The 20,103-nt window shown below is 42.7% G+C and carries 17 protein-coding genes; 10 read left to right on the top strand and 7 right to left on the bottom strand.

The features are described 5' to 3' along the window. Positions 1 to 33: 33 nt before the first annotated feature. Positions 34 to 1,875: a monovalent cation:proton antiporter-2 (CPA2) family protein gene (locus FTT71_RS04470; RefSeq protein WP_154321101.1), complete on the bottom strand. Its 1,842-nt coding sequence runs from the start codon at positions 1,873 to 1,875 to the stop codon at positions 34 to 36. A gap of 72 nt (positions 1,876 to 1,947) precedes the next feature. Then, on the bottom strand, positions 1,948 to 4,170 hold the full coding sequence (locus FTT71_RS04465) for a primosomal protein N' (RefSeq protein ID WP_180160730.1): 2,223 nt from the start codon (positions 4,168 to 4,170) through the stop codon (positions 1,948 to 1,950). Between the two features lie 151 nt (positions 4,171 to 4,321). On the opposite strand from FTT71_RS04465, the gene gspF reads away from it, so the two are divergent. Beyond that, complete coding sequence (gspF, locus tag FTT71_RS04460) at positions 4,322 to 5,527, top strand: type II secretion system inner membrane protein GspF (RefSeq protein ID WP_180160729.1); 1,206 nt, start codon at positions 4,322 to 4,324, stop codon at positions 5,525 to 5,527. Positions 5,528 to 5,603: 76 nt separating this feature from the next. Continuing rightward, positions 5,604 to 6,038, top strand: a complete 435-nt coding sequence (gene gspG / locus FTT71_RS04455) for a type II secretion system major pseudopilin GspG (protein ID WP_004975950.1) — start codon at positions 5,604 to 5,606, stop codon at positions 6,036 to 6,038. Between the two features lie 111 nt (positions 6,039 to 6,149). Here the strand turns inward: gspG and lnt are convergent, their stop codons facing one another. Next, positions 6,150 to 7,706, bottom strand: a complete 1,557-nt coding sequence (gene lnt / locus FTT71_RS04450; RefSeq protein WP_004975952.1) for an apolipoprotein N-acyltransferase — start codon at positions 7,704 to 7,706, stop codon at positions 6,150 to 6,152. Then, a complete protein-coding gene (locus tag FTT71_RS04445) occupies positions 7,703 to 8,542 on the bottom strand; it encodes a CBS domain-containing protein (protein ID WP_154321100.1) in 840 nt (279 codons plus the stop codon). The genes lnt and FTT71_RS04445 overlap by 4 nt, the downstream gene beginning before the upstream one ends. 197 nt (positions 8,543 to 8,739) lie before the next feature. Here FTT71_RS04445 and tusA point away from each other — a divergent pair, with 197 nt between their 5' ends. From tusA to FTT71_RS04430, 3 genes are all read left to right on the top strand, one after another. Then, entirely contained in the window at positions 8,740 to 8,997 is a 258-nt protein-coding gene (gene tusA / locus FTT71_RS04440; RefSeq protein WP_004975955.1) for a sulfurtransferase TusA, read from the top strand. A gap of 726 nt (positions 8,998 to 9,723) precedes the next feature. Then, complete coding sequence (locus tag FTT71_RS04435; protein ID WP_154321099.1) at positions 9,724 to 10,380, top strand: hypothetical protein; 657 nt, start codon at positions 9,724 to 9,726, stop codon at positions 10,378 to 10,380. A 20-nt stretch (positions 10,381 to 10,400) separates the two neighbouring features. After that, entirely contained in the window at positions 10,401 to 11,861 is a 1,461-nt protein-coding gene (locus FTT71_RS04430) for an autotransporter outer membrane beta-barrel domain-containing protein (RefSeq protein ID WP_180160728.1), read from the top strand. A 137-nt stretch (positions 11,862 to 11,998) separates the two neighbouring features. Here FTT71_RS04430 and FTT71_RS04425 read toward each other — a convergent pair whose 3' ends face one another. Then, complete coding sequence (locus FTT71_RS04425; protein WP_179988487.1) at positions 11,999 to 13,132, bottom strand: hypothetical protein; 1,134 nt, start codon at positions 13,130 to 13,132, stop codon at positions 11,999 to 12,001. A 408-nt stretch (positions 13,133 to 13,540) separates the two neighbouring features. Further along, a complete protein-coding gene (locus tag FTT71_RS04420) occupies positions 13,541 to 15,253 on the bottom strand; it encodes an electron transfer flavoprotein-ubiquinone oxidoreductase (protein WP_004975965.1) in 1,713 nt (570 codons plus the stop codon). Positions 15,254 to 15,448: 195 nt separating this feature from the next. Here FTT71_RS04420 and FTT71_RS04415 point away from each other — a divergent pair, with 195 nt between their 5' ends. The 5 genes from FTT71_RS04415 to FTT71_RS04395 all read left to right on the top strand — a co-directional run bounded on the left by FTT71_RS04415 (position 15,449) and on the right by FTT71_RS04395 (position 19,839). Next, on the top strand, positions 15,449 to 16,060 hold the full coding sequence (locus tag FTT71_RS04415) for a DUF1285 domain-containing protein (protein ID WP_004975967.1): 612 nt from the start codon (positions 15,449 to 15,451) through the stop codon (positions 16,058 to 16,060). A gap of 46 nt (positions 16,061 to 16,106) precedes the next feature. Next, positions 16,107 to 16,982, top strand: coding sequence for a glutamate racemase (murI, locus tag FTT71_RS04410; RefSeq protein WP_004975969.1), 876 nt, complete (start codon positions 16,107 to 16,109; stop codon positions 16,980 to 16,982). Between the two features lie 86 nt (positions 16,983 to 17,068). Then, positions 17,069 to 18,097 (top strand): DUF4062 domain-containing protein, encoded by a 1,029-nt coding sequence (locus tag FTT71_RS04405; protein WP_096901324.1) that lies wholly within the window; start codon positions 17,069 to 17,071, stop codon positions 18,095 to 18,097. 65 nt (positions 18,098 to 18,162) lie between these two features. Continuing rightward, the gene (hemH, locus tag FTT71_RS04400; protein WP_104852985.1) at positions 18,163 to 19,176 is read left to right on the top strand and encodes a ferrochelatase; all 1,014 of its coding nucleotides are present in this window, start codon (positions 18,163 to 18,165) and stop codon (positions 19,174 to 19,176) included. A gap of 18 nt (positions 19,177 to 19,194) precedes the next feature. Continuing rightward, entirely contained in the window at positions 19,195 to 19,839 is a 645-nt protein-coding gene (locus FTT71_RS04395; RefSeq protein WP_131261085.1) for an MBL fold metallo-hydrolase, read from the top strand. Positions 19,840 to 19,889: 50 nt separating this feature from the next. Here FTT71_RS04395 and FTT71_RS04390 read toward each other — a convergent pair whose 3' ends face one another. After that, a complete protein-coding gene (locus FTT71_RS04390; RefSeq protein WP_004975984.1) occupies positions 19,890 to 20,069 on the bottom strand; it encodes a hypothetical protein in 180 nt (59 codons plus the stop codon). Positions 20,070 to 20,103 lie beyond the last annotated feature (34 nt).

Genomic DNA, 20,103 nt, shown 5'->3' with positions numbered 1-20,103 from the left:
TGTTTTAATGGTGGCAATATTGTAAAACACAAGTCAGTTTGCTGCATCACGTGTTACATCAATATGACTGCTATGCAAGCCGCGTTTTAAATCGACACCCAAGGGCATTTCACGGTTTTGTGCATCACTTTCAAACAGGTGTTCCAGTTCTGCCAAAGCGTTACGATGGGTTTCATATACTTTTTGTTCATCGGTATAAATGTGCTGCTGTTGTGCCAAGAGTTGTTCATCATAATCACGGAACAACTCAATGCTTTTATAGGCATCTTTTTCATTAATGCCCAAATCGCGCAAAGCCTGATAGGCCATGCCTAAAGAGGATAAATACGTTTCACGCCAAATATAGGTAACGCCTAAATCGCGCAATAAGTGCACATGATGACGATCACGAGCGCGTACCAGTAATTTTAGCGCTGGATAATTCAGGCGAATATGCCGTGCCACGTTCATTGAGTCTTCAATATCATCAATGGCTAGAATAAAGATTTTGGCATGCTCGATGCCTGCGGCACGTAAAATTTCAGGTTGAGTGGCATCGCCATAATAGACTTTACCGCCGTAATTCCGCACAAAATCAATTTTATCCATATTGCTGTCGATGGCAGTAAAGTGCAGATGCTGCAAGTACGCCACACGGGCAATAATTTGTCCAAAACGACCAAAACCCGCAATAATCATGGGGTGATGTGTATCGGGAATTTCGTCATATTCAGGCGATTTTTCACGTTCTAAGCGAGGAATAATTTGACTGCTCATCAACCAATATAAAATTGGGGTCAACACCATCGACAAAGTCACAATTAAGGTCAGTGGTTGCAGCATGGCCTGGCTGAGCACACTTTCACTTTGTGCGACACTGAGCACCACAAAGGCAAACTCACCGCCTTGTGCCAAGCAAGTCGCCAACAACAAACTATTGCGCCAAGAATATTGGAAATAACGGGCAATGGCCGTGAGGCTAATCAGTTTGATGAGCAGGAGCAGCAATGCACCGCCTACAATCAGCCAAGGGGTATTCATTAAGATTGCCAGTTCGGTGCTCATCCCGACGGTCATAAAAAATAAGCCTAGCAATAAGCCTTTGAATGGGGCAATACTGGCTTCTAACTCATGTCTAAATTCGGAATCTGCCAACAATACGCCTGTTAAAAATGCACCTAAGGTGGTGCTAATGCCCAGCACATCCATAATGCTGACCACGCCAAGTACAATGAATAAACCGACAGCAGTGATCAGTTCATGTGCGCCACTTTTAGCCACAAAACGAAAAAATGGACGCATGAGATAACGGCTAAATAAGAACAAACCGCTAAAGGTCGCCATGATTGCAGCAAAATAAGCAATGCCATGATGAGTCGATTCTGCACCTGCTAACATGGGAATGATGGCAATTAAAGGAATGGCGGCAATATCTTGAAACAGCAGAATGGAAAAGGATTGTTGTCCATAACTGCTGTTGAGTTGCTGCTTTTCTTGCAACATTTGTAGCACAAAGGCTGTAGAGGAAAGTGCCAGTGCAAAACCTATCACCACACTTGAGGCAATGCCTTGCTGTAAGGCAAAAAAAGCCAAGATTGCAAGTAGAATACCCGTGATGCCGACCTGTAAACTACCCAAAACAAAAATGGGCTTGCGCATTTCCCACAGCCGTTGTGGACGCAGTTCTAAGCCAATAATAAACATCAGGAACACCACACCATATTCTGCCAGTTCCTGAATATCATCGGGGTCGCTGGCAATATTGAATACGCTAGGCCCTAGCAAAATGCCTGTAAACAAATAGCCCAATACGGTCGCAATACCAAAGCGTTTTAGTAAGGGAACCAAAACCAATGAAGCGCCTAGAAAAATGGTTATTTGTAACAATAAGGACATGTGGTCATCCAAAGTTTAAAGCGGTGGATTATTGAAATAAGTGCTGATACAGCTAAGTTTCAATTTACAGTATTAGCTAAATTCTTGCGGATCTATATCTAAACTTAGTTTCATGCTGGATGGCTTTTCATGCAACATATTTTGCCACCAGTTCCTGATATAAAAATGTAAGCGTGCCCGATCTTTAGACAACAACACCATGTGTGCATGGAAACGTCCTGCTTTACGTTCCATTGGCGCAGGAATCGGCCCCCAAATTTCAATTAATTGTTCTGAATGTTCTCTAAGCCATTGTGCATGTTGTTGTAAAAATTGCTGGTTTAATTCCTGACTTTTAGATTCACAGCGAATCAAAGCACTGTAACGATAAGGCGGTAATTGTGCAGCTTTGCGTTCTTTTAAACTTTGTTTGGCGAACTTGCGGTAATCTCCCTCGACCAATGTGGTGAGAAGTGGATGATCAGGACGCACACTTTGCAAATAAACATCACCTTTATGCTCACCACGCCCTGCACGTCCCGCCACTTGCACAATCAGTTGAGCCGTGCGTTCAGGTGCGCGAATATCCACACTAAGTAAGCCTGAATCAATATCTAAAATTGCCACCAATGTCACATACGGAAAATGATGCCCTTTGGCCAGCATTTGCGTGCCCAATAAAATCAGTGGTTCGCTGCGTTGAATACGGTCATAAATTTTTTGCCAACTGCCAACACGACTGGTTGAGTCACGATCTACCCGAATCACATCTACATTGGGAAACAGCTCGTTTAAACTGTCTTCGACTTTGGCAGTGCCCATGCCAATTGGTTTGAGTTCTGCATGGTTGCAGGCAGGGCATTGCTCAGGTTTACGATGAATCGTACCGCAGTGGTGGCAATGCAAATGTGTATAAGGTTGATGATGCAAGGTAAAGTTGGCATCACAATTCGGGCATTTGGCTTGCCATGCACAGCTCTCACAAATCAATACGGGTGCATAGCCGCGTCGGTTTAAAAACACCAAAACTTGTTCTTTTTTAGCCAAGCGTTTTTTGATTTCATCAATCAATTGTTGGCTAATACCGTGCTGTTTTTTGGCAATTTTTAAATCAATCAGGTGGATTTTGGGCATGAGTGCCGTGCCCGCGCGTTGATTTAATTCCAGACATTGCATTTTGCCTTGATCGACTAGTGCATAGCTGTCAATGCTTGGAGTTGCCGAACCTAAAATAACAGGGCAATTTTCCAGATGGGCACGATAGAGCGCAACATCACGGGCATGGTAGCGAAAACCTTCCTGCTGTTTAAAAGACAGGTCGTGTTCTTCATCTAAAATAATCAAGCCTAAATTTGGCAATGGGGTATAAATCGCAGAACGTGTACCTAAAATAATCGAGGCTTTGCCCGTTTGTGCGGCTTGCCACGCCTGCAAACGCTTGGAATCATTTAAACCTGAATGTAAGAGGGCGATGTGGCAGTGAAAACGCGATTGGAAACGGCTAATGGTTTGTGGCGTTAGACCAATTTCAGGTACTAACACCAACACTTGTTTGCCCTGTTTTAGTACCTCATGCATGATGTGTAAGTACACTTCAGTTTTACCGCTACCCGTTAAACCATCCAGTAAAAATGCCTTATATTGCTGCCGTACTTTAAGTACGCTGTCGATGGCTTTTTTCTGATCTGGATTAGGGGTTAAAGGCATTTGCGCCAAAGTCACTGGCATTGGGCTAAAATCTTGGGCTTCCAAAACACATGCGCAAATTTCTTTATTCGCCAAGGCTTTTAGGGTTGCTGTTTCAATGCCTGCCAAATTTAAAATATTTTCAGAAGTTCCCGAAGGATGCAGCTTTAAAATTTTATAGGCTTCTTGTTGTTTTTCCGAGCGTGTAATTTTAGTTTCGGCATGTGCGTCCAATAATTTCCAAGTGCGTGCCAATAAATTATAGGGTTTGGCTTGGCGCAATAAACTAGGCAAGGCGCTTTGCATCACTTCACCAATCGGGAATTGATAATATTGTGCCGACCATGTCAACAAAGTTAAAACTTTAGGGCCTAAAATCGCTTGCTCATCTAACAGTTCGCTAATGGCTTTGAGTTTAAAGCGTGGATCAATTGGAGTATCGAGTGCCAGTTTTTCGACAATAATCCCGACCAAGTTTTGCCGACCAAAAGAAACCAAGACCCGCGCACCCACTTCTGCTTGCTGATATTGTGCTGCACTGAGCATATAATCGAAGCAGTCGTAAAGATATACGGGCACAGCCACTCGAATACGATAAACAGGCTGTGGGTCTAAAGTTGAATCTGGCATAGAAAAAGTCGTATCGTCCTGTGAAAATGGCTTCGTGCTCGACTTTGGCATGTGTTAGAGTGAGCACAGAATTTATATCTAAGAATATGAATGATTTTAGTGGTCAGACGCAACCGCGTTGCAAGAAATTTTGGAAAATTAGAGCATTACAATGCCAGCATATCAATTTACGGCCATTGACGCTTCAGGGAAGCAGCAAAAAGGTGTTTTAGAGGGTGATTCTGCACGACAAATCCGTCAGCAATTACGCGACAAAGAATGGATTCCTGTCAGTGTCGATGCAGTTGAACAAAAAGATAAACACAGTGGTAAACAGTGGTTTAAGAAAAAAATCACAGCCTATGATTTGGCTTTGCTTACCCGTCAGTTATCGGTTTTGGTGGCTGCTGCGATTCCTTTAGAAGAAGCCGTTCGTGCTGTGGGTAAACAAAGTGAAAAAGCCCATGTGCAAAATTTGCTGATGTCGGTGCGTTCCAAAGTATTGGAAGGTTATTCATTGGCCAATGCTTTACAACAATCGGGGCGTTTTCCAGATTTATATATTGCCACTATTGCCGCAGGCGAGCGTTCGGGGCATTTGGATTTAATTTTGGAGCAATTGGCAGATTACACCGAAAACCGCTTTGCCATGCAGAAAAAAATTCAAGGGGCGATGATTTATCCCATCATTTTAATGCTGATGTCTTTTGCGATTGTGATGGGCCTAATGACCTATGTCGTACCCGATATTGTTAAAACCTTTGATCAAAGTAAAGACGCCTTGCCGTGGATCACCGTGGCATTAATGAAAGCCAGTGACTTTATTCGTGTTGCATGGCCGTTTTTACTGGTGGTTTCTGTGGTCGGAGTATTGTTTTTGGCGCGTTTTTTACGCACCACCGCAGGGCATTATGCCTTTGACCGTTTAACCTTAAAGTTGCCGTTATTTGCAAAATTATCACGTGGGATTAATGCTGCGCGTTTTGCCAGTACCTTGTCTATTTTGACTCAGTCGGGTGTGCCTTTGGTGGATGCGCTAAAAATTGGTGCTGCGGTCAGTAACAACTGGGTCATTCGAGATGCGGTCAATTTGGCGGCAGAAAAAGTCACCGAAGGTGGCAACTTGGCGACGCAATTGGAGCGTAGTGGTTATTTTCCACCGATGATGGTACAAATGATCAAAAGTGGTGAAGCTTCGGGCGAGTTAGACCGTATGCTGTCACGTGCTTCAGACATGCAAGACCGTGAAGTGACTACGCTTATTTCTACCCTTTTGGCACTATTGGAACCGTTGATGTTGGTACTGATGGCGAGTATTGTACTGGTGATTGTGATTGCGGTCATGCTGCCAATTGTGAATATGAACAATATGATTTAAATCGTTTTGAAGCATCGTTCTTCAAACAGAATCTAAAATAAATGTCGAATTGATATCAATAAATGAGAGAGATTGAATGAAACAGAAGCAACCGAGCAAACAGTCAGGTTTTACCCTGATTGAAGTCATGGTGGTGATTGTAATTTTAGGTGTGTTGGCGGCTTTAATCGTACCGAATGTGATGGGACGAGGTGAAAAAGCCAAAGTCGATACCACGGTAATTACCTTAAAAGGTGTGGCAGGTGCACTCGATCAATACAAACTTGATAATCAAAAATATCCCTCTATGCAAGATGGTGGTTTAGATGCCTTGGTGAATCAGCCTGCTTCGGCTAAAAACTGGTTACCAGGCGGTTATGTGAAAGGAGGCTATCCGAAAGACAGTTGGGATAATGACATTCAATATGTGATTCCGGGTTCAGAAGGTCGTCCATTTGATTTATATTCTTTTGGTGCAGATGGTCAGCAGGGTGGTGAAGGTACCGATGCCGACATTTATTATCAGCCTTAATAGAAGATGAGTTGAGTCTATATATTGATTCAGTGAACTCCAAAAAAACCGAGCGCTTAATGCTCGGTTTTTTTATGAATGGTTATTTCTAGCCGCTATTGAACAGTACTATTAACGACGTGATTTAAACGACACATCCACCTGACGTGGTCGATAAATCCACCCCATAATTAACAACAGCAATGAGAAAATCAGCACAGGCCAATCGCTGAGTTGGGTATACAGTGTTTGACCTTGCATGGCAGGCAGATCACCACGCAGCACAAATTCCTGATCCATTGGCGCTTGTTTGACAATATGCCCATGATGGTCAATAAATGCGGTCACACCTGTATTGGTGGCACGAACAAACCAGCGTCCATTTTCTTTGGCGCGCATTTGTACCATTTGTAAATGTTGCAATGGCCCTGCAGTACCCGTAAACCAAGCATCATTGGATACTGTTACCAAAAAGTCACTTTGGCTAGCATTGCGGCGGGTCAGGTTCGGATAAGCCACCTCATAACAAATGGCTGCCCCCAAATGATGCTGTTTAATTGCAAGCGGTTTTTGCTCAGACGCTCCACGTGAAAAACCACTCATGGATGGGTCATTTTGCATCGCAGGTAGTACCCAACTCAGTAAGCCTGAAAGCGGAATATATTCACCAAAAGGCACCAGACGCTGCTTTTTATACAAGCCTTCAGCCGCATCTCCCGTTGCCATAATGCTGTTGTAATACATTGGATGTTGCTGCACTTGTGATTCAGGCAAGTCCCAATACGGAATACCTGTCACCCACGAACTGCCCGTTTTTTCAGCCTGTGTTTTCATGGCATCCAAAAACGGTTCAATATCGGTCTGGAACATTGGAATGGATGATTCAGGCCAAACAATAATGTCGCGTCCCCATTCAGTTCGGGTCAAGCGGGTATAAATTTCCAAGGTCTTAATTTGGTATTCGGTTAGCCACTTTAAGTCTTGAGGAATGTTGCCTTGAATCAGAGAAACCGAGAGTGGCTTTTCAGATTTTGCAGTTACAAAACTGAGTTGTGCTGCACCCCATGCACCCAAAAGTAAAATTGCCGATGGAATCAGCCAGAAGATACGCTTTTTAAGGACTTCAACCAACGCACAGGCCAGCAAGATGACCACAAAAGACACCCCGAAAATACCAAACAACGGTGCATAGCTATCCAAAAAGCGTTCGGTGAAGGCATAACCTGCAAACAGCCATGGAAAACCTGTAAAGACCCAAGTTTTCGCCCATTCAAAAAATACCCATAGCGGTGCAAAAGTCAGTGGTGTTTCAGGGAAAAACCGACGATATAACCACGTTTGTACGGCAGTAAACAAACCCATCAACAGCGCCATAATGACAATCATCAGCACGCTTAAAAAGGCATTGGTGTCGCCATAGACGTGAATGGATGTATAGAGCCAAAATGCTCCGACAAACCACAACCCAATCCCGTAAGACCAACCAATCAAGAAGGCCTGTTTCGGGGTGCGTTTGCTTAAAGTCGCATACAGCAAAGCAGGTGAAAGTAAGGCAATCCACCAGTAATGATAGGGAGCAAGTGCCAAACTAAACACTGCACCTGCCAATAGGGCAATGATTAATGGATAAATTAAGGGCAGTTGTTGATGTTCTGCAGGATTAGACAGCTTGGAAAAAAAAGTCCTCATTGACGTACGGCTCGAATCAGATGAATAGTGCGGGCATCTGCTTCAAGAATGGTAAATTCCCAGTTGCCAATCGCAATCACTTGTCCTTGCAAATCACTCACCAAACCAATTTCCTGAAGCAATAAACCGCCCACAGTTTCTACTTCATCGTCAGAAAAATCTGCATCTAAAACATTATTAAAATGTTCGATTGGTGTAAGTGCTTGTACTAACCAAGTATTTGCCGTTTTTGGGTCGTGATCGGGGATGATGTATTCTGCTTCTTCGTCAATATTGTCGTGTTCATCTTCAATTTCACCGACAATTTCTTCTAAAATATCTTCTAAAGTAACCAAGCCCGAAGTGGTGCCATACTCATCAATCACCACTGCAATATGGGTTTGGGTGTTTTTGAGCATACGCAATACTTGGTCTGAACGAGCACTTTCAGGCACAAATAACGGCTGACGCATTAAGGCGCGAATATCGACTTTGGTTCTTTGTTCGGTCAGTAAAGGCAATAAATCTTTTGCCAATAAAATCCCCACCACGTTGTCGGGTTGGTCAGATGAGAACACAGGAAAACGTGAATGTGCCGATTCGACCAGTACATGCAAAATGTCGAGTAGCTCATCATCTTCTTGTAAGCTAATCATGGCGGTACGTGGGGTCATGACTTCACGGATTTTGGTGGCAGGTAAATCCAGAACACCTTCGAGCATTGCCACCGTATCGGGTTCTAAAAAACGACGTGAATCTTGTACTAATTTTAGCAATTCATCGCGGGTTTCTGGTGCAGTGCCTAACCATTTTCTTAGGCCACGCATACCCCACGATGGGCCTGATTCCTCGTGCATGATCTTTCCTAAAGACTCTTTATATCTAAAAAACTTAGCTTAATCATACCTTAGAAAATACAGTTGTCTATTGCTAATCTTGGGAGAAAATGACGGCAATTACGTCACGAGATGTGTTGCTGTGCGTAGCGGGAACACATAAAACAAGGCTGCGCTTTATGCTAAACTAGCCCGATGTTTTAATATCGAGTCTGTGCATGTCTGAACTTCCTGTCACACCTAGTATTCAACTGAATACCCGCGGTTTGCGTTGCCCTGAACCTGTGATGATGCTGCATCAAGCCATTCGCAAATCTAAGTCTGGCGATGTGGTTGAAGTGTTTGCAACTGACAATTCGACGTCTTGGGATATTCCAAAATTTTGCATGCATTTGGGGCATGAGTTGTTATTGCAAGAAGAACGCTTAGATGAGCAAGGCAATAAAGAATTTCATTATTTGGTGAAAAAAGGCTAATAGGCAAAAATTAGCCTCAGCACTTTTAGAACACTATAATTTAAACACGATAAAATAGTCATGTGATCCATATAGGCATATTTCATTTGCAATTCATGCAAGTTGAAATATGCCTTTTGTGTTTTTAGCCATGACGTTCAACTTTATTTTTAATTTTTCATCAATTTTGCATCAATCCAACCTGCTTCACAGTTTGAGTTAAAAAATGGCGAAACGATCCACGAGTTGCGTTATCTGCTACACATTTTTTAAGGGACTTTTCAACTTTTCTGCATTTATAGGGCAAGTTGTGTGCTTGTGCAAAATCTAACAAAGCTCTGTGTGTTGTATAAGAAATAATTTTTAGAGTGTGAGTTTAGTCTATTGTTTAATTATTGATTTTTAACAAAATTATTTTAAATATTTTTTAATATATGGAAAAATTAGCCTATAATGCGATCAGTTTATTGAGTTCGATTGCAGAACATTTGGGGATAAAATTAAGCAGATTTGGGGTTTTGCTTGGTTTGAATGTTATATGGCAGTGTTTATGTTTTATAAGGCTGAAAAAGCTGATTAAGCTGTCGCATTAAAGTAGTCAAGTTAAGAAAAATAATTTTGGGGGGCTTAACTGATTGTCTTTATCTTAAAAAAATATGCCATTTAGACTGAGCAAAATCTGCTTAATTTTTTACGTGATCAATCATCAATAAATCTTGCGTTATCATCATTTTGATTGAGTACGGTATGATTTTAGATAAAAAGCAAAACTTTTCTTTAAAGCCACTGAGTGTGGCGTGTTTATTGGCCATGAGTATCTCAGGCTGTTCATCGGGTTCAGGCTCTCAGTCAAGCACGGTTCAAGTCACTGATGTGTTGGGGGCAGAAAATGTCAGCCAAGAAGATCAACCGACTACAAATGAAGGCATTGGCAGCGGAGTAGAGCAACCTGTCGCACCATCTGCCCCCATTACCGATCAACCTCCTGTGAATTTAGAGCTAGATCATGGCGATGTATCATCCAATGGTGGTGGTTTGAGTGGTGGCAGTACAGATCATGGCAATACATCACCAACTGAAGATTCACTTTTAGACAGCAATGATGCTGTACCTAGCGATGATGCTACCGTTTTAGAAAATAATGATGTCAATCAGCCTGATACGATACCTACACTTGAATCACCTCCGTCAGAAGCAGAGCAACCTGTCGATGTGGTAGCTCCACCTGCAGTAGAGCCTGCTTTAACCGACACCGTTTTGGTCGATAGTGCAATTCAAGATATTGAAGTACCACAAGATACATCTGAAGTTGAGATGGGTAGTACGATTCAAGAACTTGAACCCTCACAAAACACTTTAGAAGTCGAAACAGGCAGTGCATTTCTTGAAAGGAAGGCAATTTAACCATCACAGGCAACTATTCGATGCAGATTGCTGCAGATCAGCAGCAACATGCGGGTTTTAAAGCACGTTTTGGCAATTTGCTGACGGTAACGGGAACTGCCAATTTGGCAGGGACGTTGAACCTGTTTGATGAAGTGCCACTTGATCAGCCACTTATTACTGCACAAGGTTCACAAACCACAGTGTTACGTGCGCAACAAGGCGTACAGCGTGAGTTCGATGCCTATCGCTCAAGCAATCCATTATTTGAGTTGACACAAGTTAGTTATCGTCCTGAACTGAATGCAACGGGCGAGCCTGTACGTGCGGCAGATACAATCAATACCGATGTGGTGATTACGGCAAAGCGTAAATCGACTGAAACGGTGGCGGCTCTTGCTGCTGAACTTGAAGGACGTACTCAGGTTGCCCGTAATTTAGATGTAGTTTTAGCAAGTCTTGATCAGAAACAACAGTTAGAAACGCTGGAAGATGCTGAAAAAGTTTTTGCCAATCGCTTATTTAACAATTTTGCTCAAACTATACGTTATAGCAATGCTGCTGAAAGTACAGTTTCTACGCAGGCATTGAATCAACTGTTTCATCAACTTGATCCAAGTTTTTATGCCAATACCGTTTTAAATGTCGCAGAAGAAAGCAGCAAGCAAGAACGTCAGTTTGCACAGCGTTTGGCAACCGCACAACCCAAACAGCTTTGGTTTTCGGGTGATTACCAAAGTTATGATATGGATTATGTCGGCTTAAATAGTGAGCGCCGTAGTCATCATCAAGGTGTTGGTGTGGCAACAAAACTGGCAGGGATGACCTTGGCAGCGCAGGCCGATTTCAGTCAACTGAACTTAGATGATGCCGTACAAACAGGCTCAAAAAATAGCAGTCAGAGCAAAGCCTATGCACTAACTATGGGGACAGCACAGCAGCTTAATCGTGATTTAAGTGTCGCGGCATGGTTAAAAGGCATGCAGGTGGATGTTGACGCGCAGCGTGGTCATGCTCAAGCACAAAAAATACAGTTTGATGGACAAATGTATGCCGCAGGTTTGCGTCTAGATTATAGCTATCCACTCAGTCAAAAAATGCAGATTCAACCGTATTTAGACGCTTCGTTCCAACATTATGTTCATGCCGAACAAACTCAGCAGGATGGTGTCAACAGCTTAGATGATTTGGTGATGCAGCGCTGGAATTTTGGTGCAGGTTTGCAAGCCAATTACCAGTTGAATCCAGCATGGCAATTGCAAGGCAGCTTGTATTACAGCCAACCGATTCAGGAAAAAGCATATTTAGATACCCATTATGTAGGCACAGCGGAGAAACTGAAGTTTGATGCATGGCATGCCGATCAAGGTCAATATCATGCTGCCTTAGGTTCACAACTTTACTTTGGACAACATAGTTTTATCAATTTGAATTATGAATATAGCGGGCGATCACATAGCGACAGTCATCGGGTACAGTTGGCGGTAACGACTCGATTCTAATTGATCGTTTTATTCATGAGAAAGTCATGAAAAAGCGTAGATTTGCGTATGAATGAGAAGTTTGAATCTTGATTGAAACAGCCATGTAGATAAATCTGCATGGCTGTTTTTTAGATCACAGTCAAATGGACTGAGTTTTAGACCGCATAGCGACTCATTAAAGTCAGTGGTGCTTTGGACTGTAAATAATCGGCAGGAATAAATACGATATTGGCAGCGTGTTGCTGTGCTGCATCAATAATATGGTTGATCACATCGTCTGTGGCTTGTGCGCTGTCAGGTGCGTGCGCTTGATCTAGATAAATTCGTTGCTGGTCGGTATCGACCCAACCCGCCTGCATGTAGCCTTGTTGAACATATAAAGTATCGACATTATTTTGCAACACTGCCTGATAAATTTGCTGCAGATCGGTCACAACACGGTCACTGGCATAGAGTTCATCCAGTTGCTGCGCATGTTGCTGATGCAATTGTTGTTGATGGCTTTTTAGCTCGGTCTGAATACTGTCAATAATGTGTTGTGCGCTGCCTTGTTCTAGCTGAGTGACGTTATCTACACTGAAAATAATGGCATTGGGTTGGTCGCAAATAGATTCATAAAAACTGATATTGCGTCGATCACCCACAATGACCAAGCCCAATGGCTCACTGGCACGTACAGTTTGCACATTTTTATCGACACGGTTTAAAAACTCTTTGAGTAAACGGTCTTCATTGGCGGCTGTGGCACGTTCTGCACCGCTGGTGCTATATAAGTTATCATTTTGAACAGGAAATGCACCATGTGGCAGTCGTTCATTCAAGTCGCTGTCATCTACAGAAAACTCATGGATTACACGATCATTGGAGGCCTTAATCAGACGTCCAACTTCACGACTGATCACTACCACATAGTATTGCACTGCATAAGATAGCTCACGAATAAAATCACGCACTGAAAATTGTTGATCAATCACAATACGTTCTTGGGTAGGGAATGGCAGACGCAGTACTTGTGCACTGTCGGCTGTGGCAAAAATAGCCAGACTGTCTAAATGGTAGTTGGGATTCAAATCTTTGGTTTGATGATGAATCTGTTCTAAAATTTGTGCCACCAGACGTTTGTCATAGTCTGCCAACAGGCGTTCTTCGAGTTGTTTAAGTTGGTTTTTAAGAGCAATCACATCTTGCTGATTGTCTGGAAAGGTACGATGTGTGGGTAGAAATAAGCTGACTGCAGGTTGTGCCTGCACATTTTTAAGTTGGTTGAGGGTGTCTGTTAAATTAAGCATGTTGGAATTCCTCTTCTAATGAAAATAAGAAGAACAACCAAATGCTTGAGCAAGATAAAACTCAAAGTACTGCTTTATACTCCACTCAAGTCAGTTTTAGTCAGCATCTACAACATTTTGCTACCGTGCTAAGTGCTGCATAAAATGCCGAATAGCATTGTATAAAAGCTGACAAAACAACATTTTCGGTTGTTCAAGTCTGAAAAAAACGAAATAAAAAACTAAAAATAGAAAAGATAAAAAATAAGCAAAAACAGCATAACAAGGAAAGTTATTCAATCGCCTGCTTTTGAATAGAGAAATACCTGAAAAATGTAAGGGATTATGAGACCTTGGTAATTTTGTAAACTGTGTATAAAAAAGCAGTGCCGAGGCACTGCTTTTGGGTTTCTCAATTGCGATTCGCAATTACATATTCGGGTAATTCGGACCACCGCCACCTTCAGGTGTTACCCAAGTGATGTTCTGTGATGGGTCTTTAATGTCACAAGTCTTACAGTGAACACAGTTGGCTGCGTTAATCTGGAAGCGTTTTGAACCATCATCATTTTCCATGATTTCATAAACACCCGCAGGGCAGTAGCGCTGTGCAGGCTCATCCCATTTAGGTAAGTTTACGTTCACTGGAATAGAGGTATCTGTCAACTTTAAGTGTGCTGGCTGATTTTCTTCATGTACGGTATTCGATACGAACACTGAAGATAAACGGTCAAAAGTCAGCTTGCCATCTGGTTTTGGATAGTTCGGTTTAAAGCTGGTTGCATCTACAGTTTTGAGTGCGCTGAAATCAGGCACTAAATCATGCAAAGTAAATGGTACTTTAAACACGTTCTGGTCGATAAAGTTAAACGCACCACCCATCCATTGACCAAACTTATGCATTGCAGGGCCAAAGTTACGTGCGCTATAAAGTTCTTCTTTCAGCCAGCTGTTGTTGAATTTTTCAGTGTAAGCCGTTAGCTCTTTCACAAAGAAATCTTCGCCTTCAGTTACGCGAGCAATCGCCAAGTCACCGCCTTTTGCGACACCTGCAGCAATCGCTTCAAATACTGCTTCACCGCAAAGCATGCCAGACTTCATGGCGGTATGAGAGCCTTTGATTTTGGCAAAGTTTAAGAAGCCTGCATCATCACCAATTAAAGAACCACCTGGGAAGGTGAATTTTGGCAATGAGTTAAAGCCACCTTTGGTCACAGCACGTGCACCATAAGAAATACGCTTGCCGCCTTCTAGATACTGTTTAATTAGAGGGTGAGTTTTCCAGCGCTGCATTTCCATAAATGGATACATGTGTGGGTTGGTATACGACAAGTCCACAATCATACCCAAAGTCACTTGGTTGTTTTCTGCGTGGTATAACCACCAACCGCCTGAAGAACCTGTTTCACTTAATGGCCAGCCTGCACCGTGCATGACTAAACCTGGTTTGTGTTTTGCAGGGTCAATTTCCCAAAGTTCTTTAATACCAATCCCGTAGTGTTGCGGATCGGCATCTTTATCCAAATTGAATTGCTGGATTAAACGCTTACCTAAATGACCACGACAGCCTTCTGCGAAAATGGTGTATTTGGCATGTAGTTCATAACCCGGTGTGAAGTTATGCGTTGGCTCGCCATCTTTACCAATGCCCATGTCACCAGTTTGGATGCCTTTAACCGTACCATCGGCATGGTAAAGAATTTCAGATGCCGCAAAGCCAGGGAAAATAGAAACTTCTAATTCTTCGGCTTTTTGACCTAACCAACGCACCACGTTGCCTAACGAGATCACGTAGTTACCATCGTTATGCATGGTTTTAGGCACCATCCAATGCGGTGCTTGCTGAGCTTTTTCAGGTGACATCAAGAAGAAAGTTTTATCTTCAGTCACAGGCACATTTAAAGGCGCACCTTCTTCTTTCCAGTTAGGAAATAACTCGTTGATGGCGCGAGGCTCAAGAATTGCACCCGAAAGGATATGCGCACCAACTTCAGAGCCTTTTTCGACCACACAAACGGACAGATCATTTAAATTGTTTTCAATTGCAAGTTGACGAATTTTGATCGCAGCAGAAAGACCCGCAGGGCCTGCGCCTACGATGACTACGTCAAACTCCATCGATTCACGTTCGATGTGTTCCATGTAGGACTCCTCATATAATTGAAGGTGGCAACCGCATCAAGCAACGGTGCTGCCATGAGTATTTTTAGTTGCCAGACACAAATTTAATCGTGTCTTTTACAGTATGGGTAAGTATTGTGAGCTAGTATAGTTTTAAACCGAGTCTTAGCCAATTGGCTGAATCGTATTATTTTTCCGTCAGTAAGGTACTGCAGCATGAAGCATGACGATAATTCAATCAAACCGACAGAAAATGTAGCTACGGCTGATAATAAAAATTTAATGCACATTGCACAATATATAAAAACTGGACAGTCAGGTCACAAAAGATCAATCCCTCCTTTGGAGCAATGGCATCCAAAGCATTGTGGAGCAATGGATTTGCTGGTCAAAGCCAATGGAGAATGGTGGCACGAAGGTCAATTGATCAAACGTCAGGCATTGGTTGATCTGTTTTCTAGTGTGTTATGGAAAGAGCAGGGCAAGTTTTATTTAAAAACCCCAGTGGAACAAATTGAAATCCAGGTAGAAGATGAGCCTTTGTTCATCAATCAGGTTGATGTGGTCGAAATCGGACAGCAAAATTATATTCAACTTATCACTACACATCAGGATATTGTGATTGTTGATGCCGAGCATCCTATTTTTATGCGTGAATATGCAGGTGAGCTGCGTCCTTATGTGCATGTGCGTTTTGGTATTAATGCCCTGATTCAGCGTGCGGCTTTTTTACATTTGGTGGAATTGGGCGAGCTGAGTGAAAATGCGCAGGGCGAAACGATTTTATCGTTGAAAAGTGGTGATTTGCACTTGCATTTAAGCAGCTGAGGTTTAAGCTTTATTCATCCCATTTTGTATTGCTGAATCTCTTGCTATGACAGCCATTCATCCTGTTTCTCCCTTAAATCAAGCCATGCCAAAAGCACAAGCCAGTGCGCCAATTGGTATTTTTGATTCGGGCATAGGAGGCTTGTCAGTTGCCATTGAAATTGCAGAATATTTGCCCAATGAGCGCATCCTTTATTATGCCGATACTGCACATGTGCCGTATGGCCCACGTGATGATCAAAATATTCGAGAACTCACTGCAGCTGCAATCGAATGGTTATATCGACAAGGTTGTAAAGTTGCGGTCGTGGCGTGTAATACTGCTTCTGCTTTTAGTCTAGATTATCTGCGCGATCATTACGGCGAAGATTTTCCCATTATTGGTTTAGTGCCTGCTTTAAAGCCTGCCGTATTAAATAGCCAAAGCAAAACTGTGGCTGTACTTGCGACGCCTGCGACTTTTCGCGGACAACTTATTAAAGATGTGATGCAGCGTTTTGCGATTCCTGCTCAAGTGCAAGTCTTGAATGTCACCAATCTAGATTTAGTGCCTTTTGTTGAGCAAGGGGCGCAAATGAGTGAGGCATGTTTAAGTTCCTTACAGCAGAGTTTGCAACCTGTGGTCGATCAGGGCGCGGACTATTTGGTGCTCGGTTGTACCCATTATCCTTTCCTAAAACCTGCGATTGAGTCCATTTTTGGTCAGAAACTGACATTAATTGACTCAGGAATTGCCGTTGCGCGTCAAACTTCCCGCATTTTAATTAAAAATGAGTTATTATTTGAACAAAGTTTGGCAGATACTTTACAAATTGCGTGTTATGTCAGCGGGAACAATGCAGAACAATTAAAGCCCGTGTTGCAGCATCTTATTCCAGGCAATATTTCTTGGAGTATCGCAAATGTGAGTACTGTGGACTGACTTTAAGATAATTTTTTTATGATTGGGGAAAGGCATTACAAGTAGACGGTGACCGACTTGTAATGGCAATAGGAGAGGGGAAACCAATGCTCGATAAGCGCTATCAGGTCTTTATCTCGACGTCTGGGGCAGATATGCAGCCAGAACGAGTGATCTTGGCACAAACATTGGTGGGAATGGGTTTTTTTTCGTGGGGTTTAGAACAACGTACCCCACTCAGCACTGCATTTGCACGCCGTCAAATTGATGATTGTGATTATGTGGTGATTCTATTGGGCAGCCAGTACGGTGAGCAATCGGTGTCGGGCGTGGGGTATATGCATTTAGAGTATATTTATGCAGTCACCAAGCAAAAGCCGATCATTGTATTTATGCACGAAGACCCAGATTCACGTGATTCATCTTTACATGATGAAAAACCTGAATTGCGTGAAAAATTCAAAGAGTTCCGTAAATTATTACAACAAGAAGTCGATCAGGTGTTTAGCTACCGCACTCTGCGTGATTTAGAGCTTGCTGTCCGCTTTAATATGTCGCAAATGCTAGAGCGTTATCCGACTTCTGGTTGGGTGCGCCCGCAAAATACACAAGCTTTGCATGATGAAATTGAACGTTTAAAAAGTAAGTTACGTCAGCTGGAAACCGATGTGGGACAGCGCGAAGCAGACCCGTTTCTAAGCGTATCTAAAGTGTCGATGAATGAATCATATCGTTTTGAATATCGCATGCATGCCTATCAGGATGGTAACTTTAGAGAGCTGAAAGTTGAGCGAAGTTTAAGTTGGGCGCAGTTGTTGGCAATTTTAGGCAATACTTTTATTCATCCAACCCCTGAAGAATATTTTTCGAAACGCATGAATGAATATTTGAATGAAACTGGTTTGGAGGATGCACGTCGGATCATGCCACGTGCGCATGCAGTTGCACGTGCCCAAATCAATATTCGGGCCTTGCATCAGATTAAAATGCAAATGCGTCAAAATGACTGGATTGTGCAGGCGGGGCGTGATGATCGTCAGCGGATGTTGTGGCAAACCACGGCAAAAGCGCAAAAACTTTTAGAGAGCAATTTGCTAGATACCGATCGGGTTTATTCATTTAAAACACCGTATTAATCTCTCAATACAGAGTGAAAAAACTGTTAAAGTAGTCGGGCTCAATCATCAGACACGAGGGCTGGATGTTGTCTACAGCAAAACCCAAAGTAACCGTTCTTTTAGCCAATTTAGGTACGCCTGATGAACCGACTGCAGCAGCGGTTCGCCGTTTTTTAAAGCAGTTTTTATCCGATCAACGGGTGATTGAAATTCCAAAACCGATTTGGCAAATCATTTTGAACTTATTCATTTTGCCATTTCGTCCTAAGCGTGTTGCACATGCTTATGCCATGGTCTGGCAGCAAGATTCACCGATGCGGGAAATTTTGTTGCAACAGGTTGATGCTTTAAAACAGCAGTTATTGCCGCTATATCCTGAGTTTGAATTGAATATTCTACCGGTAATGACCTATGGCAATCCGGGTATTCAACAGGCTTTGGCAGCTTTGAGTCAAAATCCTCAAGATCACGTGATTTTGTTCCCTTTATTTCCACAATATTCGGCAACTTCGACTGCACCTTTATATGATGCCGTTGCCAAATGGGTGCCACAGCAGCGTAATTTGCCGGGCTTATCCATCATTCGTGATTATTATCAGCATCCTTTATACATTCAGGCGTTGGCGCAAAGTGTGCGTGAATTTCAAGCCGAGCATGGTGTGGCAGAAAAATTATTGATGTCGTTTCATGGCATTCCACAGCCGTATGCCGATAAGGGTGATCCGTATGCAGAGCGTTGTCGGATCACGGCCAAATTGCTTGCCGATGCTTTAAATTTAAATGATGATCAGTGGGCAATTAGCTTCCAGTCACGTTTTGGCAAACAAGAATGGGTCAAACCCTATACCGATGTCTTACTTGAAGAATGGGGACAGCAGGGCGTGAAGTCGGTGCAAATTATGAGTCCTGCTTTTTCTGCAGATTGTTTGGAAACGCTAGAAGAATTGGCAATTCAAAACGCAGAATTGTTTTTACAAGCAGGTGGCAAAGAATATGCCTATATTCCTGCACTGAATACCCGTGCCGATCATTTGGATTTGCTCAAACATTTACTTCAAGCTAATCTTGATGCTGTAAAGCTTAACCTAAGCCATTAATTTTTGAGGTTCGCCACCATGTTGCAAGTCAAAATTGTTCCCGTCACCGCTTTTCAGCAAAACTGCTCGATTGTGTGGGATGCAGAAAGCAAAGAAGCAATTTTGATTGATGCAGGCGGTGAGCCTGAAAAGCTGAAAGCCGAAGTTGAAGCGTTGGGTTTAACGGTGAAAGCTTTGTGGCTCACTCATGGACATTTAGACCATGCGGGGGCTGTTGGTGCGTTGCAACATTACTGGAATGTTCCTGTGATTGGTCCACAGAAAGAAGATGCTTTTTGGTTAGATCAACTGCAAGAAGTGTCTGCACGTTATGGTTTTCCTATCCCTGAACAAGTCACGGTTACACAGTGGTTAGAGGGTGGTGAAGTGCTGCAATTGGGTCAAGAAAGCTTTGAAGTGCGTTATGCACCAGGGCATACCCCAGGCCATGTGATGTTTTATAATGCAAAATATGGCGTCTTGTGGACAGGCGATGTGCTATTTAAAGGCTCGATTGGACGCACCGATTTTCCACGTGGGAATCATCAACAATTATTAGATTCAATTCAGCGCGAGTGTTTTAGTTTGCCCGATGACACTCAGTTTATTTCGGGGCATGGTCCCATCAGTACCATTGGATTTGAAAAACAGAACAACCCTTTTGTGGCGGGGCAAGCAGGTTAAAAGCAGTGTGTATTTATGCTTTAAGAAAAAGTCAGCAGTCGCTGACTTTTTTATTTGCGAAAGGGATTATTCAGCATTTGTTTGCTTTCAATTGCAAACAGCATTGTGAAAATTGTCAGTAAGATGCCTATGCACAGCATGAGTAAATCATGCGCGTACAGTCCAAAGCCTAAACTGCTGGTAGAGAGTAAAATACACAGCATTACAATTCCTTTTAACATGATTTCCATGGTGAAATGTTCCTAGGTTATTTTTTGCTTTCTT

It is taken from the genome of Acinetobacter sp. YH01004 (assembly GCF_013420455.1).
GTDB lineage: Bacteria > Pseudomonadota > Gammaproteobacteria > Pseudomonadales > Moraxellaceae > Acinetobacter > Acinetobacter towneri.
Note: the sequence above shows the minus strand (reverse complement) of the source record. Positions and strands in the feature narration are given on the sequence as shown.

Coding starts and splice junctions, on each gene's coding strand:
- FTT71_RS04470 (WP_154321101.1), bottom strand. CDS start 1,875: ATGTCCTTATTGTTACAAATAACCATTTTTCTAGGCGCTTCATTGGTT.
- FTT71_RS04465 (WP_180160730.1), bottom strand. CDS start 4,170: ATGCCAGATTCAACTTTAGACCCACAGCCTGTTTATCGTATTCGAGTG.
- gspF (WP_180160729.1), top strand. CDS start 4,322: ATGCCAGCATATCAATTTACGGCCATTGACGCTTCAGGGAAGCAGCAA.
- gspG (WP_004975950.1), top strand. CDS start 5,604: ATGAAACAGAAGCAACCGAGCAAACAGTCAGGTTTTACCCTGATTGAA.
- lnt (WP_004975952.1), bottom strand. CDS start 7,706: ATGAGGACTTTTTTTTCCAAGCTGTCTAATCCTGCAGAACATCAACAA.
- FTT71_RS04445 (WP_154321100.1), bottom strand. CDS start 8,542: ATGCACGAGGAATCAGGCCCATCGTGGGGTATGCGTGGCCTAAGAAAA.
- tusA (WP_004975955.1), top strand. CDS start 8,740: ATGTCTGAACTTCCTGTCACACCTAGTATTCAACTGAATACCCGCGGT.
- FTT71_RS04435 (WP_154321099.1), top strand. CDS start 9,724: ATGATTTTAGATAAAAAGCAAAACTTTTCTTTAAAGCCACTGAGTGTG.
- FTT71_RS04430 (WP_180160728.1), top strand. CDS start 10,401: ATGCAGATTGCTGCAGATCAGCAGCAACATGCGGGTTTTAAAGCACGT.
- FTT71_RS04425 (WP_179988487.1), bottom strand. CDS start 13,132: ATGCTTAATTTAACAGACACCCTCAACCAACTTAAAAATGTGCAGGCA.
- FTT71_RS04420 (WP_004975965.1), bottom strand. CDS start 15,253: ATGGAACACATCGAACGTGAATCGATGGAGTTTGACGTAGTCATCGTA.
- FTT71_RS04415 (WP_004975967.1), top strand. CDS start 15,449: ATGAAGCATGACGATAATTCAATCAAACCGACAGAAAATGTAGCTACG.
- murI (WP_004975969.1), top strand. CDS start 16,107: ATGACAGCCATTCATCCTGTTTCTCCCTTAAATCAAGCCATGCCAAAA.
- FTT71_RS04405 (WP_096901324.1), top strand. CDS start 17,069: ATGCTCGATAAGCGCTATCAGGTCTTTATCTCGACGTCTGGGGCAGAT.
- hemH (WP_104852985.1), top strand. CDS start 18,163: ATGTTGTCTACAGCAAAACCCAAAGTAACCGTTCTTTTAGCCAATTTA.
- FTT71_RS04395 (WP_131261085.1), top strand. CDS start 19,195: ATGTTGCAAGTCAAAATTGTTCCCGTCACCGCTTTTCAGCAAAACTGC.
- FTT71_RS04390 (WP_004975984.1), bottom strand. CDS start 20,069: ATGGAAATCATGTTAAAAGGAATTGTAATGCTGTGTATTTTACTCTCT.